Genomic DNA, 20,269 nt, shown 5'->3' on the forward strand with positions numbered 1-20,269 from the left:
GGGAGTCGACAGGACGATCTCGGCGCTCTGGACCGCTACCTCGTCGGTCAACGGGCGCACGTCGGCATTTGTCAGCACGGCCGCCACTTCGTCAAGCAGTTCCTGCGGCGCGGTGCCATCGCCGGTGCGCGATTGCACGGTGACCAGCACTTGCCCAGGCGCGGGGCTGGTGGCGCTGGCATCCATGACATCGGCCGACGCGCTGAGCGCGTGATAGATGTACGCGCCCTCCGGGCCGGCAACACTGAAGCCCTCGGGCGCCAGCTGGATGCGGCGGCGGAAGTCCACGTCCGACTCACGGGTCGGTGCGATGCCGGTCTCCGGTTGGCCCGGATCGAGCACCAGGCGCGCGACGCCAAACAATGCGCCCAGGTGATCGAGGTTGGTGCCGGTGGCGAAGGCCAGCATGGTCTGCTGCGCCTTGTCGTTGGCGCGCTGGCGGATCAGCAGCTCGCGGGCCGCGAACAGCTGCAGGAGCTTGTAGACCGGATCCGACTCGGTGAGTGCGGAAAACTCCGGCAGCAGGCGACGAAATTGTGCCAGCGCCTCAGCGAATATCGTCTCGAAGTCCATCGCTTCGATCAGATCGGGAGCTTGGAGTTTCGACAGATCTACAGCGGTGAAAGAAGCCATATTAGATCCAAGTACGAAGCTACATTCTTCGGGCTTGGATCTAAGCTATCTACGGATTCTCTATGTAGTTCGAATTCTTACGTGGCTGCGTCTCTTTGCTTTTGCAAGATGTTCTTCATGAATGCTGATCATCGGTAGCTATTTGCAGAATTCAAGTTGAACAAATAGTCGCAGTGGCTGCGGATGAATTTAACCCGTAGTAAAGCCGCTGAATGGCTCAATATCTTCAGACAAAATTGAAAGCAGTTGCACGAGGTAGCTATGTATTTCGGCATATGTGGCATTTGTTTTTGCCGTTGCCGTCGCAGATTGGTGAATTGCTACAGCGGGAGTCCAGCGGCGTGGATCAATATTTGGTAGGGCTTCTTTAGCTAGAGATAGGAGGCTGTTGTAATTTTCGCCAAATTCTTTGTAAGGTTGTTGCTCGCGCTCCTTCGCTGAAAGATTTTTTAACACGTTAGCTGAGGCTTCTATCTGTGCGTAGACTTCGCTTGATGTGATGGTCACGTTTTCACCTTGGCTGATACACGGCTGATCGAATTGCGAAAAATTTGGTTTCGAGTAAGTCACTAGGTTGCGGGATTTATTTTTGAACTACAAAAATAAATCCCGCGTCTCTCAGTTGCTCAATCAAAGATGAAACTTCATCAAATGATTTTTTATTCTCAAACTCAATGCGAATATCGGCCTTCTCTAGCCCAGGAATGTCGATGTACTCTTCAAATGAAATGTAAGCGCCGCCGCCTTGCTCGATTGACCACTCGGAAATCTTAAGGGCGGGTTTTGCTCTGTACGTTTTCCCTGACATGCTCATTTTCTCCAAGTGCATCTAAATTTTGAATGAAGGCTATCAACGAGCAATTCGCTTTAATGAGTCGCTTCCGGCTAAGTGGAATTAGAAATCCATTATTTTTTTGATGTCGAAGTAGGACCAGGCGTTGGCGCAGCTGGCGCTTTTGCCGGGGGCGCTGACTGCGCTGTTGCCGTAGCGCTAGGCGGTGCGACACGACCTGCGCCAGCAAAGCTTCTAATCTCTTCTGGCTGGGCTCTCATCTTGTTGGCTCCAGCATAGCTATCGAAAGCATAGTCGTCGTGCGCTACTCGGGCGACTTCCTTCGGCTTCATTTTATCTGGCATGACGATTTTCCTTTGGTTAGATTGAATAACGTTTGAAACACCTAGCATCATCACTAATGAAATTCCTAGTCCGAAAGCGCAGATAGCTAGCAAATCGTAATTTCTTAACTCGGACTCTAGCTTGCTTTCTTTCATCATTACTATCTCTTCGAGATATGCCTTGTTCTTACGGAATATCACGAGGATAGTGACGGCGCTCACCACAAAAGATAGCAGTGCCAAGCCGAATAGCCATTGATCAGTTTCAGACTTGGCCCCCACAGTCGTAAGCAGGGTTACTAGCAATCCGATCGCACCGGAAGAGAGTGCCAAGATGCTTTTGTCATGCTCAAGAGCAGTATTAAACCAAGCGTTCGCCTGGGCAGCGTAGTACTCAACATCTTTTTGATCTAACTGCGAATTGCTCGACATTAGGATCTAACAAATATATGAGGTGAGAAGGAAGGATAAGACGGGGGGGATAAAATTTTCTTACGGTTTTATCTAAAGTTCCGGGCATCCCGCCGTTTCGAACCTATCGCGGCGAGCAAATAAAACTGCACCAAGTTTGAAGGTTGGATCGATATGTCACCCTATCACTCCGTTCGATCTCTCTCAACGCCTCTTTGTGGTTGGGCTCGCCACAAGCGTCCTTGGTGGCCCTGGCTAGGCTAGATGACTCAAGAGCTGTTCACGGACGAACTGCCGGTCTTCTACAGAAAAGCCCAGCAGCATTCGCTTCTCGTAACGTGTTATTGGGCCACCCGGCCGCACACGCTCGGTCAAACCGTCTTGGTGCACGCGTGCAATGCGCGAGACGCGCCCCACAAATCCCACGCTCACTTGGTTAGGGCTGGCGCTGACCTTGAAATATTTGGCCTGCCGCAGCTTGGCAAACATCTTGGCGCGTTTGACGCGCCCGGACTTCTGCCGCAGCTGCTGCTTGCGTGGTGCATATGGTGACCCATCAGGCGCCTGCTGCTTGCCGATGCGCTGGCTCTGCGAGCGTCGCAACGCGGTGCCGATCTTGCGTGCCAGCTTGCGCCGCTCGCCCTCCTGCAGGCGCGCCAGCAGCGGTGCGGCCCAGGTCTCTAGCGCGGTCAGCTCATCCATGTGGGATCGATTACCGGCTCGGGTGCGTGGGTGATGTTGTAGCCGCCGCCGTCCTTCGCGGTCACCACGACGCGTTCGGTCAGCGGCAACTTGATCGACAGATCCACCGCATCGTTGGCGAGGATGTCGGCCTCGAAGGCGATGTCGCCGCGTCGCGCAGGGTTGGACAGCAGTTCGGACTGATTGGCCTGCACCCATTCCAGCAGCGGCAGCATCACGCTGTCCGGGTGGCCGGCGTAGTCGGTCACGATCAGGTTGAGGGTGTACTGATATTCGAACGATAGCCCCGGCTGGTACGTGCTGACCAGGCTGCCGGCGTCGATAAACACCAGCAGCCGGTCGGCATCGCGGGCCAAGTCCGGCAATGCCGCCGCCAGATGCGCACGCAGGCTGGCGGGCTTGATCATGGCGCCGCTGCCGGCAGATGCAGATCGATCCAGTCCTGCAGCGCGCTCAGTTGCGCGGCGGTGGCGTGGCAGCTGGTGTAGTTGTCGGCGACGGTACCGGCAATGCCAGAGAGCGTAATGCCGGCGGCCGGCGCATCAGGATCTGCGGCGGGCGGCCCGGCAGGGTGGCCCGTGGCGGCGGCGTCGTGCAGCCGCACAAAGCCAGCAGGGATAGCGCAAGCAGCATCGGCTTTCTGGGTGACATAGATCGGGATCTCGCGGGTGATAGTGGCGCCGGCTTCGCGCACGATCTGCACGCGGTCGACGTACTCGACAACGGTTTTTGTGGAAGCCCTTGCACTGTCGCGCTCGGCGATGGCGGCAGCCTTTGCGTCTAGCGCTTGCTTGCGCTCTGTGCGCGCAGTGCTGACGCGCCGCTCCTGCCACACGCAGCCACCGACGAGCACTGCGATCAGCGCCAGCAGGATGATCAGGCGCGTGACCATCAGCTCACTCCCAGGATCTGCAGGGCGCGCTGCGTGCGCGTGACGCGATCGCTGTGGCCTTCGGGCAAGCGCTTGGCGCGCACGTTGCCCAGGTTGATCTTGCGGCCCAGGCCGAGCACATCGCCCGCATCGGCCAGCATATTGAGGCCGTTGTCCTGCCAGTACGCCGCCGCGCCCAGGGCGCTCGGCTCGATCTGCAGCAGCAGATCCGGCTGCTCTTCCACCGGCAGATCGATCAGCACACCGATGCGGCGGTAGTTGCCCCGGAAGGTGTGCTGCATCGGGCCACGGCCCCGGTGGCGATAGCCATCGCCGCTGGCTTCGTTGCCGTTGCCCAGGCGGTCGGCGTAGACGAAGTTGGCAAGGCCCACGGGATTGCGCAGGAACTTGGATGCTTGCGCGGGCGTGATGCGTGCGCCGAACACTTCCAACAGCCGTGCGCTGGTGGTGTAGGTCAGCCCTTCTTCCATACGCGACAGGCTCAGGCTTTCGTGGCCGACCTGGCCGAGCCAATGCGCGGCGCGGCGCTTGGTGGTGATGCCGAAGCGGTTGGCGGCGGCAAGCAGTGGGCCATGCCAGCGCTGTGCGCGTTGCTGTGAGCACTGCATGATCGAGGCGAGCTGGGTATCAGTGAACATCAATCGACCTTCAGGATGCGCGCCACATTGCCCTGGGCGCGGTAGGTGAGCACCGCCAGCACGATCAACGTGCCCAGGTGCCAGAGACTGACTTGCGAGCCGGCGCCGGCCAGCAGGATGTGCAGTGCCTGGCCGCCGGTGCTGGCGATCAGCAACCACGCGCACCAGCCGGCGCCGCGTCGATGGCGCGCATCGACCGGACGGTGGTAGGTAAGCAGGCGGACGCAGATGGCGAGCGAGGCCATCAACGTCAGGACGGTGACCAGGCTATGCACTGGGCGGACCTCCACGACGTAGGAAGGAAAAGTCGAAGGACTTGCTCTTTTCGATCAGGCCCAGCGTGACGGTGATCGCGCACGCCGCACTCGCAAAGGCGGCCACGCCGCTGGACTTGATCGGCAACCAGCGCAGCAGCTCCGGCGCCAGCTGGTAGCCGGCGATCACGCTCACCGGGAAATAGATCAATCGCGCCAACAGCGGCTGCTTGGCGGCGGACACCACGAACAGCGCGCCGCCGGCGAAGGCGCCAATCAGTGCATCGCCGTCGATGCCAGGCAGCACGGAGGCAAGGCCCACACCGGTGGCGATCAAAAAGCCGCTCGATACGGAGGTGGGTTCGGTCATCAGGTCAGTCCCATAGCTGCACAAGCGGCGTCATCGCCGCTGTGGTGGTGGTTACCTCGGGCAACTCCACTGGCGTGCCATGCGGCAGCACGGCGCCCAGTTCGGCCAGGCCGGGATTGAGGAGATAGGTGCGCTCGACCAGGCCGGCCGTGCTGCCCAGGTGGCGCCAGCACAGCAGGTCGACGGTGTCGCCTTGCATGGCGTGCACGCGCATCAGATGAGCTCCACCGTGCTGCGCGGCAGGTTCTGCAGGTCGCGCACGGCCCAGCGCTGGTCGCGGCGCAGTTCGGTGATGCTCGGCGACAGGTCATCGGCGCGCTGGTTGGCGCTGTCGGTCGCGTCGAAGCTGCGATAACGCTCTGCCACCTCGACCGCCGTGGCACACGCGACGGCGCGTAGGTATAGCTGTACGCGGCGCGAGACGCCGTCAATGGTGGTGCTAGGTACATCGGCCAACGCGGCCCAGCCGGCGGCCTGCTGCATCTGCGCCCAGGCATCCAGCTCATCGTTGACCGCCAGCATGGCGGCAACAATGGCGTGGCGCAGACGGGCATCGGTGACGGTGCCATCCAGGCGCATGCTCGCCCGCACCGTGGCCGGTGCGATCGCCGGCCAGAACGGCGCATTGGCGATCGCATCAGGCGTGGCGCTGGTGGTGCCGGTGGCAGTGAATCCGCTCATGGATGGCTCGGAAGAGATCGCCGGTGGTCGGGGCGTCACCGCAGCGATGGAGTGCTGTGGATCGGCCCCGAGCCGGCGAGGGTTGCGGGGACGCTCGGTTAGGCGCTGGTGTCCGCAGGCTCAGCGCTGAACTTCTTCAAGAGACGCTCGGCGCGCTCCAGATCCTTCTTGCCGCCGCAGCTGCCGTGCAGGGCGATGGCGCGCTGCAGGTCGGCGACAGCGGCAGCGGCGATCGGCTGCGCCTGGTCGGCAGGCGTGTCATCGGTGATGCCCGCCAGCGATGCGCGGGCCAGTGCCAGGTGCAGCTTGGCGCGTACCTCATCGGGCATGTCCTGCTCGGCAGTCAGCGCGGCGGTGTCGGCCAACACAGCTGCATCGAAGGGCTGGTCGGTCTTCTGCGCCGACAACGCCGCCTCGGCCACTTCCTCGGCCAGCACACAGCCCACCGTGCGCGAGAAGCGGTCGGGCATCTGCAGGTTGTGCTTGAGCACATAGGCGCCCAGCTCCAGCGCGCCGGCATAGTCGCCGGCATCAATGCGCCAGACCATGCACGTCATGACGATCTCGTCCTGCGCGCCCTGGCCGCCGGCCAGCACGCCGGCGAGGTACGGCACGTAGGTCGGCAGTAGCTGCACCTTGAGCGCCGCCTTGCCCTGGGTGGATTGGATCTGCTTCAACCGCAGGCGATCGCTCTGCAGCTGCGCCATGTGCTGCTCGTAGGCCGTTGCACCGGCCATCAACTGGTGCGGTGCGCGCTGTGCCGCTTCCAGCTCGGCGAGCACGCGGCTGTGGTGACGCTTAGCGGGACTGTCGGCCATGGTTTAGGCCTCGATCTCGATGTGCTCGACCACGCAGCCCATGCCGTAGTCTTCGACCACGTACGCATCGTTGGAGGACTCGTAGTTCTCGATGCGATCGCGTGCGGGCACTTCCTGGATGTAACGGCGACGGCCGCCGGTTTGGTAGTAGATCGACAGGTTCGCCAGCGAGGTCACCATCAGCGCGCCGTCCGGCAAGTACGGCACCTCGGCCACCTGCAGGCCGCCGACACGGCGCTGGCTCAAGATCAGGTCGGTGGCGATCTTCTCGCTCGCCGGCTGATCCTTGTTGACCATCGGGAAATACTTGTCGTGCATCAGGTCGCGGCCCAGCACCACGACCAGGCTCGGATCCTTGCGGTGCCACGGATCCAGCAGGTTGCTCACGACGTCGTACACCAACGCGTCGAGGTTGCCGTAGTCGGCACCCGCACCGCCGATAACGACCTTGCCGGCCGTCTTGCCGCTCGCCAGCACGCGCTGTGCGGCGTTGGTGCGGTACTGCTGCAGCCAACCGATGTTGAGGTCTTCCAGCAGCGGGAACTTAGCGCGGTCGGTGTCGGCAGCGGCGTGCGTGCCGTTGAAGCCGATCTGCAGACGGTCCAGCGCCTGACGCTTAACGATGGCATCGCGCAGGCGCGCCTGGAAATCGGGGAACTTGGCCCAGGTATCGAGCAGCGCATACGGAATCGCGGTGTCGAAGTCTGTCTTCTTGGCGAGGTACTCGTTCTTGTCGAGCGCGGCCACGTTGCGCGGGGTGCGGGTCTTGCCGGCGCCGGTGTCGGTACGGCTGGCGATGCTGCCGGTGACGCCGATGCCCACCTTTTGGCCGGACAATTCGTCCACCGGGATGATGTTGACCTTGGACAGGAATTCGCTCGACTCCTGCATGCGCGTTTCCAGCTTCTGCTGCACGGTCGGATCGACAGCGAAGGAATGGAAGGCGGAAGTGATGCCGTTGAGCTTGGCGATCTGCTCGGCGAACTGGTTGAACTGCAGGCGGGTGGCGTTTTGCATGATGGCTCCGAATGGTGTGGCGCTGCGGCGTGTGTGTTGTGTGGGATCAGCAGTCGGTCAGCACGGCCGCACCGCTGCCGGTGACCACCGGGCGTGCGGGCTGCGCCGGATCTGGCTGCTGCGACAGCGACTCGCGCAGCTGCGCCAGGTCGTTCGCCAGCTGCTCGTGCTTGGTCTTCTGCTCGGCGTGTTCGGCCTGCAGGCGGTTGAAGCGTTCGTCCTGGCCGCGCACGTGCTCGGCGATCTCTTCGACGCCCTGGCCGAGGTCGGCGAACTGCTCAGCGGTGATGCCGGTGGCGTCTTCGCTCTTGAGCGCAGTGCGGATCCGGCTGAGCAGATTGGCGACCGGGCCTTCGATGACTTCGCTGAATTCCAGCGCCGTTTCCTCGGCGACGGTGAACAGGTTGCCCGGTGACTGCTTGCGATCGGCCAGCGGATTGGCGTCCGGGTGTTGGCTGGCGAAGCTGAGCATGGAGGTGCCCAAGCTGGCAGGCGAATCGGTGACGGCCAGGCCGACCAGATACGCCTTGCCAGTGTTGGCGAACTTCTCCTGCACCTCAATGCTGGTGTAGAGCTTCTGCTTGGATTTGTTGATGGTGATCAGGTCGGCGGTCGGTTCGATCTGGGCGAACAACGCCAGACGCTTGGTACCGTCGATCTCGACCTCTTCGGCCTTGACGGCGGTGACATCGCCATACGCACGGAACGGCGAGTCCGGCAGCAGGCTGCGCATGTGCTCGATCCAGATGCGGGCGTTGTAGGTCTCGCGGTTGTAGGTGGCGGCCATGTCGTCGATCCAGCTGCGCTGAATCGTGCGGCCATCGGTGGTGGCGCCTTCGACGGCCACGCGGAACCAGTTGGAACGAAACTTCTTGGCCTTGGCCGACATGGGTGTCCTCTGCGCTGGATGCGTTTGCGATGACCCATGGTCAAACGCGACGCATAGCGCAGCAACGCAATCACCGTGTAAATCAGGCGATTACGCGTCGTTGAACTGTCGGGATTAAGAGGTGGGCCGCACCCTGATGGGCATGCAAAGCGTTGCCACCCAGCTCCCGATGGACACCCGCAGACAGGCCAAGTTCCTGTACTGGATGGGATGGCGCGTGACCGAAATTGCGCAGGCCATCGGCGAGAACGAGAAGACTGTACACAGCTGGAAGTCGCGTGACGAGTGGGATCGCGCAGACAACGTTGAGCGCATCGGTGGCGCACTGGAAGCGCGCCTGGTCGTGCTGATCATGAAGCCGGAAAAGTCCGGCGGCGACTTCAAAGAAATTGATCTGCTGCATCGGCAGCTGGAGCGCCAGGCGCGCATCCAGCGCTATCAGGGCGGCGGCAACGAAGCCGATCTGAATCCAGCCGTTGCCAACCGCAACGCAGGCTCGAAGAAGAAGCCCAAGCGCAACGACTTCACTGAGGAACAGATCGAGCAGCTGACCACCGCGTTCGTCGACGGCTGCTTCGACTATCAGCGCGATTGGTACCGGGCAGGCAACGAGCGCACCCGCATCATCCTCAAGTCGCGCCAGATCGGTGCCACGTTCTACTTCGCCCGCGAGGCGCTGATCGATGCGCTCACCACCGGGCGTAATCAGATCTTCCTCAGTGCGTCAAAGGCGCAGGCGCACCTGTTCCGCGGCTACATGCAGCAGTTCGTGCGCGAGACGATCGACGAGACGCTCTCCGGCGGCGACAGCATCGTGTTCCCCAACGGCGCCGAGCTGTTCTTCCTGGGCACCAATGCGCGCACTGCGCAGGGCTACCACGGCAATTTCTACTTCGACGAGTTCTTCTGGACCTACGGGTTCAACGAGTTGAACAAGGTCGCCAGTGGCATGGCGATGCACAAGAAGTGGCGCAAGACCTACTTCAGCACGCCATCGAGCATGGCTCACGAGGCCTATACGTTCTGGACAGGCGAGCGCCGCAATAAGGGCAAGCCGGCCGCGCAGCGGATCCAGATTGATGTCTCGCACGATGCGCTGGCCGGTGGTCGTCGCTGCCAGGACCGCGCCTGGCGCCAGATCGTCAACATCCTCGACGCCCAGCGCCGTGGCTGCGACCTGTTCGACATCGACGAGCTGCGCGAGGAATACAGCCCGGACGCGTTCGCCAACCTGTTGATGTGCGAGTTTGTCGACGACGGCGCCAGCATCTTCCCGCTGGCGATGCTGCAGCCGTGCATGGTCGACAGCTGGGTCGAGTGGGGGGACGACTACAAACCCTTTGCCTTGCGTCCCTTCGGCGATCGCGCGGTGTGGATCGGCTACGACCCGGCTGACACCGGCGACACCGCCGGCCTGGTGGTTGTGGCTCCACCGTCCATCCCAGGCGGCAAGTTCCGCATCCTCGAACGGCATCAGTTCCGTGGCATGGACTTCGCGGCACAGGCCAAGTTTATTCATGGCGTCACGCAACGGTACTGGGTGACCTATATCGGCATCGACACCACCGGCATGGGCAGTGGCGTGGCGCAGCTGGTGAAGCAGTTCTTTCCGAATCTGGTCACCTTCAGCTACTCGCCGGAAGTCAAAACGCGCCTGGTGCTCAAGGCGTTCGATGTGATCCACAACGGCCGGCTGGAGTTCGATGCCGGCTGGATCGACATGGCGCAGTCGTTGATGGCCATCCGCAAGACGATGACGGCCAGCGGCCGGCAATCCACCTTCACTGCTGGCCGATCGGAAGAGACCGGCCATGCGGACCTGGCGTGGGCACTGTTCCACGCGCTGCAGAACGAACCGCTGGAAGGGCGCACCGCGCGCAACTCTGGCTTCATGGAGATCTCTTGATGTTGACCGACCAGCTGCCCGCCACCGCGCCTGCAGCGCCCACGCGTGCCGAGGCCTTCACCTTTGGCGACCCGACGCCGGTGCTCGATGGGCGCGGGGTGCTGGACTATCTGGAGTGCTGGCAGAACGGGCGCTGGTACGAGCCGCCGGTGGCGCTGGATGGCCTGTCCAAGACCACCCGCAGCAATCCGTTTCTGCAGTCCGGGCTGATCTTCAAGCGCAACATGCTGGCGCGCACGTTCAAGCCGCATCGGCTGCTGACGCGCGAGGCCTTCGAGCAGCTGTCGCTGGACTGGATCACCCTGGGCAATGGCTACCTTGAGCGCCGCCGCAATCGCATGGGCGGCGCGCTGTCGCTGGCCGCGCCGTTGTCCAAGTACATGCGGCGCGGCATCACCGAGGGCGAGTACTTTCAGGTGCGCACCTGGCACGACGAGCACGTGTTCGAGCCGGGCAGCGTGTTCCAGCTGCGCGAGGCCGATGTCGATCAAGAACTTTACGGCCTGCCCGAGTGGATGCCGGCGATGCAGTCCGCGCTGCTCAACGAATCGGCCACGCTGTTCCGTCGCAAGTACTACAACAACGGCTCGCATGCCGGTTTCATCCTGTACCTGACCGACCCGCAGCAGAGCCAGGAAGACGTGGACGCGCTGCGCAACGCAATGAAGGGTGCCAAGGGGCCGGGCAACTTCCGCAATCTGTTCTTGTACTCGCCGGGTGGCAACAAGGACGGGCTGAAGCTGATCCCGGTCAGCGAAGTGGCGGCCAAGGATGAGTTCAGCGGCATCAAGGGCATCACCCGCGACGACATGCTGGCTGCGCTGCGCATCCCGCCGCAACTCATGGGCATCGTGCCGCAGAACGCTGGCGGCTTCGGGTCCATCCGTGAGGCCGCTGCCGTGTGGGCCGCCAACGAGCTGGAACCGCTGCAGGCGCGCATGTTGAAGATCAACGACTGGGTGGGCGATGAGGTCATCGCCTTCGCCCCCTACGTGCCGCCAGCGGCCGCGTAATCCTTTCCCACCGTAAGACCACGCAATGCTCAAGAACCTCCGTTGTGGCGAATGCGCCCGCCTGCTATGCAAAGCCGGCGCCTTCGACGAAATCCAGATCAAGTGCCCGCGCTGTGGCACGCTCAATCACCTGAAGGCCGAGAGCCTCACCTCCGATCGCCGCGAGCGAATCCAAGAAGGCTCTCATCATGAAAAACCAGCTCCTGCAGGGCGACGCCCTGACCATCCTGCCCACGCTCGAAGCGAATTCGTTCGACGCGCTGATCACTGATCCTCCGTATGCCAGCGGCGGTCTGCATGCCGCCGCGCGGGCCAAGCCGCCATCGCAGAAGTACGTCCAGGGCGGTGGCGCACAACTGCATGCCGACTTTGTGGGCGACGAACGCGACCAGCGCTCACACCTGAAGTGGATGCATCTGTGGCTGTCCGAGTGCGCGCGCGTGCTCAAGGACGGCGCACCGGTCCTGCTGTTCACCGACTGGCGGCAGCTGCCGCTGACCACCGACGCGCTGCAGATCGCCGGCTTCACCTGGCGTGGGATCACTGTCTGGGACAAGACCGAAGGCGTGCGGCCGCAGTTGGGTCGCTTCCGGAATCAGGCCGAATACATCGTGTGGGGCAGCAAGGGCAACATGCCGCTGGATCGCCGTGCGCCTGTGCTGCCAGGTGTCATCCGAGAGTCGGTACGCAAGGCTGATAAGCACCACCTCACCGGCAAGCCGACCGAATTGATGCGGCAGCTGGTGCGGATTTGTGAGTCAGGTGGGCGCGTGCTTGATCCGTTTGCTGGCAGTGGAACTACGTTGGTAGCAGCGGAGTTAGAAGGCTATTGCTGGACCGGGGTAGAGAAGACTGAGCACTATGCAGAGGTCAGCAAGAGCCGAATCGGTCAGCTGTAATCGGTGCAAAAAAATGAACTAATGCTGCTAGCCGTCCTCTGGGGCGGCTTCATCCTGCTGGAAGATCGGAGTCCACTGCCGTTGCTCGATGTCTTGTTGTCTCTTGACCAGCTTGGGCAAGTGTTGCTCGATCATTCCTGAGTAATCGAGCCGACCTTCAGGACTGGTCGGCAGCAATGCATGCGTTCGCAGTGCATTGACTACGTTTAAAGTCTTCTCCGCCAGCTTTCCGTATTCGATCTGTCGCGTAAGAATTGGGTAGTCGCTGAACTCAGCCTCCCAGGCAAGTCGATCTTGGGCCAATAGTTGAGCATTTGGGATGGCAAAGATGCGATCTAGCAAAGTGACGGGGATAGAGCGCCAGTTCACGTTTAACGCAGCAAGTTCCAACGTGGGTGACGAAACCCTTGGTACTGTTTCGCCATCGGCGTCCGGCATGCCATCGTCATACATGACATCAATGCAACCGTTGATGTAACGATCGAGAATCGCTCCAACTGTTACAGCTAGATAGCCAATGTCAGATTCTCGCTGTTGGTAATGAATCCACCAGGAAAGTGTGGTGGGAATGCTTGCCCCAACAAGTGAGCCCAATAGCGCTGCAACCGCAGCAATTACGCCAAGTAACAAAGGCTCACTCAGAGGTTCGCTCATAGAATTGCTAGGGTCCAATAAAGGGGGGCAGCTTGGTGTCAGGATGACTGCGACGTCCCCCCGCTCTGAGTAGCGGCCGGGTTTAGAGTCCGGAGTTGATGATATCGGTGTTGGCCAGCTGTTGGGCATACGCAGATGGCGTCATGCCGCCAATGGCCTTCTTGGGTCGCTCCTCGTTGTATTCGCGTCGCCAGCGTTCGATCTCGGTACGCGCATGCAGCAGGGTTGGGAACCAGTGCTCGTTGAGGCATTCGTCGCGCAGCCGGCCATTGAACGATTCGACGTAGGCGTTCTGGTTTGGCTTGCCAGGCTGGATCAGCCGTAACTGCACGCCACGCGCATGTGCCCAGGCCACCATCGCTTTGCCGCAAAACTCCTTGCCGTTATCTGTGCGGATCACCTGTGGCAAGCCGCGACTGTGCGCCAGCCGATCCAGCACGCGTGTCACGCCATGGCCCGAGATTGCGCGCTCCACCTCGATGGCGATCGCTTCGTGGGTTGCATCGTCCACGATCACCAGACACTTGATCACTCGGCCTTCGGCGCTGCGGTCGAACACGAAATCCATCGACCACACCTGATTGGCCTGCGATGGCCGCAGCAGCGGCTGACGCTCTCCTATCAGCACCTTTTTGCGCTTGCGGCGCCGGACCTGCAGCTGCTGCTCGCGGTACAACCGCTCCACACGCTTGTAGTTCACGATGCGTCCTTCCTGTCGTAATTTGAGATAGATCATCCCCACACCATAACGGCGATGGCGATGCGCCAACGCACAGATGCGTTCGCGCAGTTCGACGTTGCGATCTTCGCTCGGGCAATATCGCAGCGCACTGGCGCTCATGCCGATCACTGCCAACGCACGACGCTCGCTGGCACCACGCCCGATCCACTCGCGCACCAGCATGCGACGCGCCGGTGCGCTCACCACTTTTTTCGCAGTGCATCCTTGATCAGGTCGTTCTCGAACAGCTGCTCGGCCAGCAACTTCTTCAGCCGCGCGTTCTCGGACTCAAGGTCCTTGAGCCGCTTGGCATCGGGCACGCTCATCCCGCCGAACTTGCTGCGCCACAGATAATAGGAAGCCTCGCTGAAGCCATGCCGCCGGCACAGGTCCTTGATCGCCACACCGGCATCAGCTTCGCGCAGGAAGCCGATGATCTGTTCTTCAGAAAAACGCTTCTTCACGTCCAATCTCCTCGAGTTAGGGAATTGGACTCCAAACTGAGGTGCTACTCAAAATCGGGGGGGCGTCGGGTGACCCAAGCCGAAGTGATGGGGAAACTGGAGCTAAACGGGGTCGACATGAGTCTGATAGGACGCCCGCTTCGCCGGGCACAGCTACAGCAGAGCATCATGATTCGCGCGGCCTGATCGCAGTCATCTGATGCACTAATTCGACCAGTTGTGTCATGGGCGGGCCAGTCAATTAGATGGCCTGCACAGCGGGAAGTAGTAGCAAACGCTTTTCAGGCGGTAGAAGCGAGCGTGCGAAGCTGCTCCAATCGATGCCCGCCGCCTCGCATCGCTCATCAATCTCTTGAGCGAGCCATTGCGAGAAATGCAACCTGCTGGTGTTGCCAGTCGCCAATCCATCTACTGCGACGTTTAGAATCATGCCAAGCGCAACAATCTCATCGCTCGTGCCTGCAACTGGGTTGTCCTCGACAATCAAAGTCCATTCATTTCCATCGCCTTCTACATAAGCGAAAAGCGCTCCATCTACAGTAACGAGCTCAGCCATTATGTTGGGCTCGGCATCGTGAGCCGCAAACCATTCCCCAACCTCGCTAGGTGCAGCGAAGGTCTTTGACTGAGCCGCTTCTGCCTGTTTGCGGCGCTCCTTCAATTTCGCCTTTCGCTTCGCATCTGACTTCTTCGCCACAGTGATATCCGCGTTTGAATTAGTGGTAGAAATTACCGTGAAAAAGCGTTTTTTTCACGCATAAATAGAGTCTAAATTCGATCACTGAATAAGGGTGTGTATCTAGATGTTGAAATGTGATTTAGCCTGCAGGACCTAAAAAATCAAGTCCTTTGAATCGGTTTGGATCAGACCAGTGGCCTGACGGAAATACTAGAAGATTGGTCCCGCCAGGATTGGCGGCGCTAGGATAAATTATTCCATCGAGAGTAGATCCATCATTCAAGAGGAAGGCCTGTGCCAAGAATTCGCATACCACTTGAGATGGCACATAGTCGATGTGCTCTCGCCCGTCCTTCTCAACAGGTTTAGTGATGGATTTCACGAACTCTCTCAAAAATAGCGCTTTTGTACGTTCCAATTTTTGATCTATAGCCAGTATCGATGGGGGCTCAGGCAGTGCATTGAGATCTACAACGTTCAATGAGCGCTTGACCTCAAAGGCACATGCCGAAGCTAAATGCTCGGCAGGAGGTGGGCCTATCTCAGCGACAGCAGTTGTTCTATCGAATGCAGCGTAAAAGTAAGGTATCCCTGCTGGATTCATCCTTCCTGCCGTCGCCAAATTCTTCGGTGGTGGTCCCATCATTGACCCATCCATCACCTTGGCCTCAGATTGTTTGAGGTGCCTGGCACGATAAAGAATTGTTCCGCTATTGAGTACTCTAATAAGTGGTCGCAATTCCTCTCCGACCACATCAAGCATCTCAGTAACGTGAACTTCTTGCGGGTCGATATCCTCGGTAACTCGCTGAAAGTTAAAGCGCGTCTGATGCTTGATCGTTCTTGTAAAATTAGACCAAGAATGGAGCAGGATCTCGTCTTCTTGAATGTCCGCCCAGTGTCCGTTGGCCGCTTCGACCCAGTCGCCGATTCGGTCGGCACCAACGATGTCGTCTCGTAGATCATCTGTGGGGTAGAAACCAAGCTGTGCGAGCACTTCGTCCGTATCAACGGTATCTACGATCCACGCCCCATCACTGTGGGGTGTGCCTGCGTTAGCAGGCTCAGCATAGTAAGTTTGTATGATTCTATACAGAGTCTCTTGCAGGCATCCTACCGGAACGACCAAGTAGGCATCTTTTTCGCAATAGCTGCAGGTGCCGGGAGCTGCTGTAGAACCGCACTGCCTCCAAACATCGGGGTCATTGATGCATTGACCGCACACAATCTTCTCAACCTCGACCCACCCCCTTTCTTCTGCTTCCATCCATTCTCTCTTCGCGATACCCATTGATGCCCCGAAATCGTCAGTTAATTGGATTGCTCGGATCATGAAGAAAAAGATCCTTTGCCTCTCCAAGGCCATGGCTTGGTGATGCTTTTGGATCAGGATCCAACCATGAATGCCCTGTTGCGGTTCCTTGAGTATTCAAATTCGGTCACGCAGGCCTCGCGGCCTGAGCTAGTCATGCCATTCTTGGGCCGCTCTTACTAGGGTCATCTTGGCTGTGATCGCGTGCTTGCACGAGCTCCTGCAATCGCGCTTGTTCCTGCGTGTCGCGTGCCTGGTTAGCCGCCAGATACTGTTGTTCGGGAGCCGCTGCCAGTGCCTCGCTGGTCGGCATGTGAGCGCGGTTGGCATACGGATCCGGGGACGCTCCTGGGCCTGAGCGCATCACAAACATCGTCACCCCGCCTGAAAGCTTGTCGGTCGGTACGTTCAGTGCGACATCGACCTTGTCGCCGGGCTTGAATCCCGCCTCCACAGCCATTTTGTAGGCGCTCGCAACCATGCGATCGCTGCGCTCATCCCAGGGCTTGTTGGCGCTTTCATCGAGCCTTGCGATGGAAGAGCGTAGCTGCTCCACCAATGCAGCATCTTGCGGCTTCGGGCCGGCGGCGCTCTGATGATTCACAGATGGCTGCTCGTCTTCACGAGGGTCTTGCGATGCAACAGAACGCGCACCCATCTGCATTCCCGGCGCGCTGACCTGTGCTGTGGTCGTGCCCGTGGACGCTGCACGCCCTTGCACGTGGTCGTCATCCAGCGCAGATGAACGTCCCGGCGCTGTCTGCGACGACGGCGCGCTTGGCACGGGGGTTTGCGTGGGCGGTGCTGCAGGCTGTTGCGTCTGAGGCGAATGCGCAGGGGGATTGGGCGAGGTGGCATTGGCAGGTATGGCCTGCTGCCGTTCTGCCTGCAATATCTCTTCTGCCGTCGTGGTCGCCCTGATCTCCATGCGGTCGTCGTTCTGGCCAACCACTGTGGCGATCGAGCCATCTTTCTGCAGCTGCAGGAAGAAGGGCATCTGCTTGCCCGTATCGCGTGCATGGTCTTGTGCAACCGCCGCCGTGGCGGCATCGATCTGCGCATCAGTGCGCGTAATGCCAGCGCGGGCGTACATTCCGGCCACCTGGCTATGCAAGTCGCTCTGCGTCGGCGTGGGATTGCTGCGGGCGATCTCCGCCATCGACGCCATGTCTTGAAGCCCGGCCTGTTGGCTCTGCCACGTTCGGTTCAATTCCTCGCGTGTGTTGCCGGTGGCCGCATTGGTGCCATAGAGCGTGCCGGGCGTGGTCCATTCGCCGCTGGCGGCGCGAGTATAGGAGTGGCCGTCAGAAGCCTGTAAGGGCTGTGGTTGCGTGCGCGCGTTCGTGATGGCCTGCGGCACCGGCTCGCGATTGGTGAACTCATTCCAGCCGAACTGGTCGTAGGCGATCTGGTAGCGGGCCGCTGTTGCTTCCGGCGTGTTAGCGGCGTTCTGCGCAATGATCGTCTGCGACTGCTGCTCCAAGCCACTCGCACGCTCCGCACTGACCGGCGCGTTACGCGTGATTGGTATCTTGCCGTCAATGTTTTCCCTGATTTCAAGCTGCCACCCGCCCGTCTGCGCATCGCGCACATAGTCGCGGCCCGTTTCAAACGGTTCGCGCGGCGGATGCGTTTCGGCCTTGGCATCCAGGCGGTATGGATCCTGCGGTTTCGGTGGATTTGCTAGCCCGAGTGAATACGAGTCGTTAGCCGCGCGGTAATTCAGTTCATCGGCAAGGCGGCCAGCGGCAACCAGGCGGGTCTCCTGATAGCCGCCGCTTGGCAACGGCGCGCTGACCGTGCGCGTCCATGTGCCTTGGGGATCTTCCGGGTTGCGCGTCCACTCGTTGCCACTGCGGTCTGGCTGTGTGTAGATCCGGTCGATGTCCTGCTTCTCGGCCCAACGTTCGCCGAGGTAAGCACCCGCCAGGCCGCCAGCCAAGCCAGTAGCCAGCGCGCCAGGCCCCGTCCACGACCCTGTGACGGCACCGTAGCCTGCACCAAGCAGGAAGCCGGCTGCGATGCCGCCTGCATTGCGGCCAACGAAGTGCGTGGCTGCCGATGCGGCGCCAGCGTCGTTGCCTTGCGTACTGAGCTGGACCACGCGGTGGCCGGTCACGGCGAAGTCGTAGGCCACCAGCGCGACGCCGGCCGCACCCGCGACACGAGCACCAGAAAGCCCGCGCGCTCCAGCCGCTTCTGCAGCAGCAAGCCCTTCGCCGGCCACGATGCTGCCTTCGCCTGGGACGCCGGGCATCCGGGGCGCAGTCGGTGGCCGTGCCAGGATCGGTGGCATCTCTTGAGGAAAGGTGAGGCGCAGACGCGCCTCCATCGGTTGAGTGATTGGCAGGCGCCCGGCTTGGTTTGCTTCAGCAACTGCTTCGCCCAGTGATTGCCGGCCACCCCATCTGTCACTGAGGGTGGATGATCCCGGTTGATCGATCGCATCCAAGGCTAGTTGGACGTTGCCTTCAGAGCGCGTCACTCCGGCCCAGCGTGACTCCGCTGCGGCCATGTTTCCTATGTCAGCAATCTGGGCGGCATGACTTTGCTGGTATGCGGCGAGATCACCGTGAAAGGCACGTATCCGTGCATTTGCCTGCTGTGGGGTCATGCCTTGCGGCGTATTGCTTACAAGGTCGCCATTGACCAAGCCCACTTTCAGCGTGTCAGTCAGGCCATTGACTCGAGCCGCGATGCGCTGAGCGGCAGCCTGATCGCCCCGCAATGTTGCTTGTCCGTCAGGGGACAGCTCCAATCTTTCAAGCCGGTTCGCAAGTTCCTCTGAATACGCCCCAAGCGGTCCACCGGGGTGAGGCGACAAACCCATCCTCGCGGCCAATGCTTGGTCCGCAGGAAGATTGAGGATGTTGCGTGGACCATGCAGCTCGAACAGGCCGCTTCTTGAAAGCGACTGCAGCAAGCGGCTCTCACTGAAAGCCGCTTGCTCAATGACATGGTGTCCTTGGAAAGCCGGTGTATCAGCCATCGGTGCAACTCCCGCTCAAAAATCCGTGTCGAGGGTTTGGCGCGTCAGAGGTCTGCGGCGTCTCGCAGCGAAGGGCCGCTGAGTTGGGCTTCGCTCAAGGCGTCGAACAGGACCCGGTCACAAATGGCCTCGGTTCCTAGGCGTGACTGACGGAAGATGTGGGCGTTACCAACGACTTCGCGCTTGAATACAAGGCTTGCACCGCCGGATACGCTATAGAAGTTGAGGTCTTCCCCAGTCTCGTAATCGTGTTCGATCTCGATCTGGACCCGCGATTCGCTCTCATCAAGCGCATCAAGCCAACGCGTCACGCTGCAGAGATAGTACTGAGGACCCTGCGTGCCGTCGGCAAGGGTGAAGTCGCAAGGCGCAAAGGCGAAGCCTTCCGGGTCTACGGCGTCGAACACCCGCCTCAATGCTTCCGAAACGATCCAGATGCCCGCCAGCTTCTCGAAATCACGCGGCATCTCTTGCTGTCCCGGCACCTGCACTAGGTGCGGCCTCACCGGATACTGGTTTGGATCACCATTGGGTGGATCCATGGTGTTCATGCCAGGGGGCAGAAGCAGTTCTTCGTTGGCAATCTTCAAGCCAGCGCTCTGACCATTGCCCCGAAAGCTTGGCCGGAGGACAAAAAATTCCCCCAGGTGGGAGTCGCTCGCGACGGTGACGGGGATTGCTGCCTCATCGTTCATGGTGATTTCCATCGTGGACGGGTGCGCCGCAGATCGCGGCTGATTCCTTTGGTCTGAGGGATTCTATGGCAATGGGCGGCATGCCTGTAAGGCAGGCGGCCAAGCATGCACTAGGGGAAACTTACCGCTGGAGCCCTGTTACCCATGTTACGACCTGTTACTAGGCGGCTCGGACTGGGGGCGCGAGTGTAGCTCTTTGATATTTAAGGAATTCGGTCTTCAGGTTACCGGCGTTACCTGCGTTACCAGCTAAAGCTGCACGTCAGAAATACGGCTCAAGCGACGAGGAGCTGCCAGCCGTTGGAGATGGCCTACAGCACAGGGCAGCAGGGGTTCTTACCACAGCTCAGCCCGCCTGGCTGGGTGAGAGCATGCGTTACCGCAATGGTGATACTGATCCTCTATCCATAGCGTTCCTCAAACGCAGCAAGCAGAGAGGGCTTTTCTTATCGGACGTGCTTGGACGGCCGTTCTTGGGTGTGCCAGGCTGGTGCCTATCTGTCATCCATTTGCTGG

At 60.4% G+C, this 20,269-nt stretch carries 24 protein-coding genes and 1 pseudogene; 4 read left to right on the forward strand and 21 right to left on the reverse strand.

Annotation, left to right across the window (positions count from 1 at the left end; genetic code table 11):
- Positions 1–12: 12 nt before the first annotated feature.
- The 15 genes and pseudogenes from AC1POX_RS03470 to AC1POX_RS03540 all read right to left on the reverse strand — a co-directional run.
- Positions 13–633 (reverse strand): annotated as a pseudogene (locus AC1POX_RS03470) (baseplate assembly protein); the annotation flags it as partial.
- Positions 634–822: 189 nt separating this feature from the next.
- A complete protein-coding gene (locus AC1POX_RS03475) occupies positions 823–1,140 on the reverse strand; it encodes a hypothetical protein (RefSeq protein ID WP_372356751.1) in 318 nt (105 codons plus the stop codon).
- 76 nt (positions 1,141–1,216) lie between these two features.
- Entirely contained in the window at positions 1,217–1,441 is a 225-nt protein-coding gene (locus AC1POX_RS03480; RefSeq protein ID WP_372356752.1) for a hypothetical protein, read from the reverse strand.
- A gap of 98 nt (positions 1,442–1,539) precedes the next feature.
- Positions 1,540–2,181, reverse strand: coding sequence for a hypothetical protein (locus AC1POX_RS03485; RefSeq protein ID WP_372356753.1), 642 nt, complete (start codon positions 2,179–2,181; stop codon positions 1,540–1,542).
- Between the two features lie 234 nt (positions 2,182–2,415).
- A complete protein-coding gene (locus AC1POX_RS03490; RefSeq protein ID WP_372356754.1) occupies positions 2,416–2,862 on the reverse strand; it encodes a phage virion morphogenesis protein in 447 nt (148 codons plus the stop codon).
- Positions 2,850–3,269 carry a phage tail protein gene (locus AC1POX_RS03495; RefSeq protein WP_372356755.1) on the reverse strand — a complete coding sequence of 140 codons (420 nt, stop codon included), beginning with the start codon at positions 3,267–3,269 and terminating at the stop codon, positions 2,850–2,852. The genes AC1POX_RS03490 and AC1POX_RS03495 overlap by 13 nt, the downstream gene beginning before the upstream one ends.
- On the reverse strand, positions 3,266–3,754 hold the full coding sequence (locus AC1POX_RS03500) for a hypothetical protein (RefSeq protein WP_372356756.1): 489 nt from the start codon (positions 3,752–3,754) through the stop codon (positions 3,266–3,268). Before AC1POX_RS03500 ends, AC1POX_RS03495 begins: the two co-directional genes overlap by 4 nt.
- Positions 3,754–4,392 (reverse strand): glycoside hydrolase family 19 protein, encoded by a 639-nt coding sequence (locus AC1POX_RS03505; protein ID WP_372356757.1) that lies wholly within the window; start codon positions 4,390–4,392, stop codon positions 3,754–3,756. Before AC1POX_RS03505 ends, AC1POX_RS03500 begins: the two co-directional genes overlap by 1 nt.
- Positions 4,392–4,667, reverse strand: coding sequence for a phage holin family protein (locus AC1POX_RS03510; protein WP_005922189.1), 276 nt, complete (start codon positions 4,665–4,667; stop codon positions 4,392–4,394). The genes AC1POX_RS03505 and AC1POX_RS03510 overlap by 1 nt, the downstream gene beginning before the upstream one ends.
- Positions 4,660–5,016 carry a phage holin family protein gene (locus AC1POX_RS03515; protein ID WP_005917737.1) on the reverse strand — a complete coding sequence of 119 codons (357 nt, stop codon included), beginning with the start codon at positions 5,014–5,016 and terminating at the stop codon, positions 4,660–4,662. Before AC1POX_RS03515 ends, AC1POX_RS03510 begins: the two co-directional genes overlap by 8 nt.
- A gap of 4 nt (positions 5,017–5,020) precedes the next feature.
- Positions 5,021–5,230, reverse strand: coding sequence for a tail protein X (locus AC1POX_RS03520; RefSeq protein ID WP_005917735.1), 210 nt, complete (start codon positions 5,228–5,230; stop codon positions 5,021–5,023).
- Positions 5,230–5,697, reverse strand: a complete 468-nt coding sequence (locus AC1POX_RS03525; protein ID WP_372356758.1) for a head completion/stabilization protein — start codon at positions 5,695–5,697, stop codon at positions 5,230–5,232. Before AC1POX_RS03525 ends, AC1POX_RS03520 begins: the two co-directional genes overlap by 1 nt.
- Positions 5,698–5,795: 98 nt before the next feature.
- A complete protein-coding gene (gpM, locus tag AC1POX_RS03530) occupies positions 5,796–6,515 on the reverse strand; it encodes a phage terminase small subunit (RefSeq protein WP_372356759.1) in 720 nt (239 codons plus the stop codon).
- A gap of 3 nt (positions 6,516–6,518) precedes the next feature.
- Complete coding sequence (locus AC1POX_RS03535) at positions 6,519–7,532, reverse strand: phage major capsid protein, P2 family (RefSeq protein ID WP_372356760.1); 1,014 nt, start codon at positions 7,530–7,532, stop codon at positions 6,519–6,521.
- Positions 7,533–7,578: 46 nt separating this feature from the next.
- The gene (locus AC1POX_RS03540) at positions 7,579–8,421 is read right to left on the reverse strand and encodes a GPO family capsid scaffolding protein (protein ID WP_372356761.1); all 843 of its coding nucleotides are present in this window, start codon (positions 8,419–8,421) and stop codon (positions 7,579–7,581) included.
- A 142-nt stretch (positions 8,422–8,563) separates the two neighbouring features.
- Here AC1POX_RS03540 and AC1POX_RS03545 point away from each other — a divergent pair, with 142 nt between their 5' ends.
- Genes AC1POX_RS03545 through AC1POX_RS03560 form a run of 4 tightly spaced genes read left to right on the forward strand, consistent with a single transcriptional unit; the run spans position 8,564 to position 12,239 of the window.
- The gene (locus AC1POX_RS03545; protein ID WP_372357134.1) at positions 8,564–10,327 is read left to right on the forward strand and encodes a terminase ATPase subunit family protein; all 1,764 of its coding nucleotides are present in this window, start codon (positions 8,564–8,566) and stop codon (positions 10,325–10,327) included.
- Positions 10,327–11,340, forward strand: coding sequence for a phage portal protein (locus tag AC1POX_RS03550; RefSeq protein ID WP_372356762.1), 1,014 nt, complete (start codon positions 10,327–10,329; stop codon positions 11,338–11,340). Before AC1POX_RS03545 ends, AC1POX_RS03550 begins: the two co-directional genes overlap by 1 nt.
- 25 nt (positions 11,341–11,365) lie before the next feature.
- Positions 11,366–11,611 (forward strand): Com family DNA-binding transcriptional regulator, encoded by a 246-nt coding sequence (locus AC1POX_RS03555; RefSeq protein WP_010364016.1) that lies wholly within the window; start codon positions 11,366–11,368, stop codon positions 11,609–11,611.
- Positions 11,529–12,239: a DNA-methyltransferase gene (locus AC1POX_RS03560; protein ID WP_372356763.1), complete on the forward strand. Its 711-nt coding sequence runs from the start codon at positions 11,529–11,531 to the stop codon at positions 12,237–12,239. Before AC1POX_RS03555 ends, AC1POX_RS03560 begins: the two co-directional genes overlap by 83 nt.
- A 27-nt stretch (positions 12,240–12,266) precedes the next feature.
- Here AC1POX_RS03560 and AC1POX_RS03565 read toward each other — a convergent pair whose 3' ends face one another.
- From AC1POX_RS03565 to AC1POX_RS03590, 6 genes are all read right to left on the reverse strand, one after another.
- Positions 12,267–12,893 (reverse strand): hypothetical protein, encoded by a 627-nt coding sequence (locus AC1POX_RS03565; protein ID WP_372356764.1) that lies wholly within the window; start codon positions 12,891–12,893, stop codon positions 12,267–12,269.
- A gap of 82 nt (positions 12,894–12,975) precedes the next feature.
- Positions 12,976–14,078, reverse strand: a protein-coding gene (locus tag AC1POX_RS03570) for an IS3 family transposase (RefSeq protein ID WP_372356259.1) whose coding sequence is annotated in 2 segments (ribosomal slippage) — positions 12,976–13,820 and positions 13,820–14,078 — 1,104 coding nt in all. Because the reading frame shifts where the segments join, the coding sequence is not laid out codon by codon here.
- Between the two features lie 241 nt (positions 14,079–14,319).
- Positions 14,320–14,775, reverse strand: coding sequence for a hypothetical protein (locus AC1POX_RS03575; protein WP_372356765.1), 456 nt, complete (start codon positions 14,773–14,775; stop codon positions 14,320–14,322).
- A 121-nt stretch (positions 14,776–14,896) separates the two neighbouring features.
- The gene (locus tag AC1POX_RS03580; protein WP_372356766.1) at positions 14,897–16,090 is read right to left on the reverse strand and encodes a HEPN-associated N-terminal domain-containing protein; all 1,194 of its coding nucleotides are present in this window, start codon (positions 16,088–16,090) and stop codon (positions 14,897–14,899) included.
- 133 nt (positions 16,091–16,223) lie between these two features.
- Positions 16,224–18,206, reverse strand: a complete 1,983-nt coding sequence (locus AC1POX_RS03585) for an XVIPCD domain-containing protein (protein ID WP_481108606.1) — start codon at positions 18,204–18,206, stop codon at positions 16,224–16,226.
- Between the two features lie 896 nt (positions 18,207–19,102).
- On the reverse strand, positions 19,103–19,765 hold the full coding sequence (locus AC1POX_RS03590) for an imm11 family protein (RefSeq protein ID WP_372356768.1): 663 nt from the start codon (positions 19,763–19,765) through the stop codon (positions 19,103–19,105).
- Positions 19,766–20,269 lie beyond the last annotated feature (504 nt).

This window comes from Xanthomonas sp. NCPPB 3442, from assembly GCF_056725145.1.